Genomic DNA, 3,136 nt, shown 5'->3' with positions numbered 1-3,136 from the left:
TTTTTATACAGCAAAAATTTTTTCGGCACATGAAAAATAAAATGTCGTTTTTGGACTCTGGAGGTTGTGGTAGATGGATGAGGGAGTCAGCGCATGAGGGCAGAGGAAAAACTGACTCAACAGAAAGGGTTGGCAAGTACAACATGAAAGAATCCGGCTACAAGAACTACGATGAACTGCCTCTGTTCCTGAACGCGGCAACGGTGGCGAAAGCGCTGGGTATCTCGTCATCCAGCGGCTACGAGTTGATGCACGAGCCGGATTTTCCGGTTCTGAAAATTGGCAGCAGACTCGTAGTGCCCAAAGAGAAATTTGCGGAGTGGGTATCGCGGCACACCCAAGGAGGTGCGGAGTGAAGTACACACCGTGGCCCAAGCGTGACCCAGTCAGGAACTACTTCCAGCTGCCCAACGAAATATTCCTGCTGGGGCTGCCGCCCGGCGCACTGGCCGTCTACTCCTACCTGCTCTGCTGTGAGAACCGGAGTACCTACCAGTGCTGGCCCAGCTACAAAACCATTGGCAGAGCAGTGAGGATGAGCTCCAACACCGTCCGCAAGTATGTGTGTGAGTTGGAGGAGCGGCAGCTCATCAGTACAGAGAGCACGATGGTCACCACCAAGGCTGGTCTGAAGCGCAACGGCAATCTGCTCTACACCATCCGCCCGATCCAACTGGCTCTGAATCAGTTCTACGAACAGCAACTGGCGCAGATGGATGTTGCAGCTGAACGTCAGCGAGTCGCAAAGGAATTCGCTCTCCGCAGTGATAAGCGCAGCTCAGCATGACGGCCTGTGCGCCGCTGTGTGGCCTCTCTGCTATCCGGAAGGTAACAAGCCGCCGCTCACCGCAGACGCAGCCGTGTCAAAAGCGTGCGGCCGGTGTGCCCCATACAGCGAATTCAGCGCAACCGAAAGTGGCAGGTGAACCGGGGGGTCGAAAAAAGTGCAGGATAAAGGCCGGGGGTCGCTTATGCGCCCCCCGGCCAGCCACACCGCCCCGCAGAGCGGGTCGGGGATTTTCCATAGGTGGTCGGAATTTTCGCTTTTTGCTGTGGCAGGTGGCCGTAAATGAGGAGAACAGAGAAAATACTGCATCATTTCACCATTTCACAAGGTGGCTGTCACAGGTGGTTTTCAGAGATTTTGCAGAAACCAACGCGGGGGTCATTTTTCACCCCCTGGGGTCAAGCCGGGGGTCAGTTTTTCATCTGCCCTTACAGTCACCGCAATACTGGCGGGTCTAAGCGGGGATATGTGCAAGGATCTGCGCCAACAACAAGTGGATACCTCAGAGGTCAAAAATGCTGAGCAGCAAGCTGCCGCCCAGCATGAAATCAAAACCAAGCTCGTCAGGTCATCCGCATTCCCATCTGTGGCCACTCAATCGTCTGCTCAAAAAAGTCAACCAGCTGATCCATAACGCCCTGCGCCGCATAGATCGTAGCGATCATGAACGCATCCGGGTCTACAGAACTCAAGTCAAGATCGTACCCAAGACTGCGAATCCACTGCGTAAAAAAGACACGCTGTACTCTGCCGTTGCCTTCCCGAAATGGATGCAGCATATTGACGGTGTGATAAAAGTCCGCTACCTCCTCCGCCAGCCCACGATGGGACAAGCGCTCACCGCTGAAACCAGCCAGGCGCTTGAAACACGCATCGGCACACGGTTCGATTTCTGCAGCAGGAACAAAAGCGGTTCCCTTCTTGGAGATATTGATAGTGCGTATTTGTCCAGCCCAGTCATAGAGATCACAGAACAGGAATTGGTGGATGCGTTTGTAGTGGTCAAAGTCAAAGCCGCCGACAATCGGCTGCTGATCCAGCAGACTGGCTTTTCCTAAAACGACAGCCGCCTCTGTTTCCGCTAGCACCGCTTCGTCTTGGATACCCAGCTTGTTGATCAGGCAAGTTGTTCCCGGATAGCAGCCGTCTGTTGTGGAGTCCATGCTGTAGGCCATGTCAGCACTCTCCTCTGCTGGAAGTAACATGAGCCAGGTACTGCTCCAGCGTAATTTCGCCGGCGAGCAATTTCCGGCACAGTTCCTTACAGACTTCCGTAACAGAAAGTCCCTCCATCCGCAGAGAAACCTCCGCAGCCTCAATAGAGTGCTCAATGGAACGCGGCATGAATCACACCTCCACCTAATCAGGAGTTATTATATGCATTGTAGCACAAAGGGTAAACGGTTGCAAACTGAAAATCACCTCTGCCCCTATCAAATTTTGCGCCACAAAACAAAGAATAAAAGTCCTCGAAAAAAATAGTAGCTATTCCCGACAAAGTGTGGTATGTGTTGGTGTTGCAAAGGAGGCAGTAGATATGAGAACGACTCTGGAAGATCTCTACTACGGCAATATCACACCCAACGAACAGAGGATGGCGCCTGGCTCAGAGTTAAAGCGGGCGGTAGATCGTGTCGCCAGCTACGAAAAACAACTCACAGAGCAACTCGAGGAAGCTGAGCAAGAGACTCTTACAAAGCTCATCCGGTCACAGCATGAGATCAACAGCATCACAGCAACCAAGAATTTTATCCTGGGCTTTCGGCTGGGTGTCAGGATCATGGCCGAGTGCATGAATGACAATGACGGTGATATTCGGACTGGAGGTGAATGACAAATGGCAAAGCGCAGACCGTCCGGCGACGGCATGGTGCGCAAGCGTGATGACGGTCGGTGGGAGGGCCGCATCGTGGTGGGCCACAAGGAAAACGGCGACTCTATCTTCCGCTACGTCTATGCTCCCACGCAGAAGGAGCTGTCCGTGAAGCTCCGCCAGCATATCGACAGCTACCAGGGTGCCGACCTGACGGAGCAGAGCCGGATGACCTTGAGTGAGTGGCTCGATCAGTGGCTGGAGAATATGGTGGATACTCTGCGGCCCAATACTCTGAGGAACTACCGCAGCTACATTGAGAACCACATCCGGCCCGGCCTGGGTGATAAGCCGCTGGCCCGGATTACACCGAAAGATGTGCAGCGGTTCTATGAGAAGCTGAGTGATTGTCTGGCCAGTGGTACGGTTCGCCGCATCCACACCACGCTCCACGGTGCGCTGAAGGCGGCACAGCAGGCTCACCTGATCGCCAGCAACCCGACCGAGCAGATCACCGCTCCCAGGTTCAGCTATGG

The 3,136-nt window shown here is 54.0% G+C and carries 5 protein-coding genes and 1 pseudogene; 4 read left to right on the top strand and 2 right to left on the bottom strand.

The window, feature by feature from the left end; all coding sequences use genetic code 11:
• Positions 1 to 143 precede the first annotated feature (143 nt).
• Positions 144 to 356: a helix-turn-helix transcriptional regulator gene (locus C816_RS06390; RefSeq protein ID WP_040655044.1), complete on the top strand. Its 213-nt coding sequence runs from the start codon at positions 144 to 146 to the stop codon at positions 354 to 356.
• Positions 353 to 787, top strand: coding sequence for a helix-turn-helix domain-containing protein (locus tag C816_RS06385; RefSeq protein WP_016324520.1), 435 nt, complete (start codon positions 353 to 355; stop codon positions 785 to 787). Before C816_RS06390 ends, C816_RS06385 begins: the two co-directional genes overlap by 4 nt.
• Before the next feature lie 563 nt (positions 788 to 1,350).
• On the opposite strand, the gene C816_RS06380 is transcribed toward C816_RS06385, so the two are convergent.
• Both C816_RS06380 and C816_RS23515 read right to left on the bottom strand, forming a co-directional pair.
• Positions 1,351 to 1,962 (bottom strand): Fic/DOC family protein, encoded by a 612-nt coding sequence (locus tag C816_RS06380; RefSeq protein WP_016322555.1) that lies wholly within the window; start codon positions 1,960 to 1,962, stop codon positions 1,351 to 1,353.
• Between the two features lies 1 nt (position 1,963).
• On the bottom strand, positions 1,964 to 2,131 hold the full coding sequence (locus C816_RS23515) for an antitoxin VbhA family protein (protein ID WP_016322554.1): 168 nt from the start codon (positions 2,129 to 2,131) through the stop codon (positions 1,964 to 1,966).
• Positions 2,132 to 2,324: 193 nt separating this feature from the next.
• On the opposite strand from C816_RS23515, the gene C816_RS06375 reads away from it, so the two are divergent.
• Both C816_RS06375 and C816_RS06370 read left to right on the top strand, forming a co-directional pair.
• Positions 2,325 to 2,621 carry a DUF6809 family protein gene (locus tag C816_RS06375; protein ID WP_016322553.1) on the top strand — a complete coding sequence of 99 codons (297 nt, stop codon included), beginning with the start codon at positions 2,325 to 2,327 and terminating at the stop codon, positions 2,619 to 2,621.
• 3 nt (positions 2,622 to 2,624) lie between these two features.
• Positions 2,625 to 3,136 (top strand): annotated as a pseudogene (locus C816_RS06370) (site-specific integrase); the annotation flags it as partial.

The sequence above is a fragment of the Oscillibacter sp. 1-3 genome (assembly GCF_000403435.2).
Taxonomy (GTDB): domain Bacteria; phylum Bacillota; class Clostridia; order Oscillospirales; family Oscillospiraceae; genus Oscillibacter.
The sequence above is the reverse complement of the archived record's forward strand: the minus strand, read 5'-3'. Positions and strand labels throughout refer to the sequence as shown.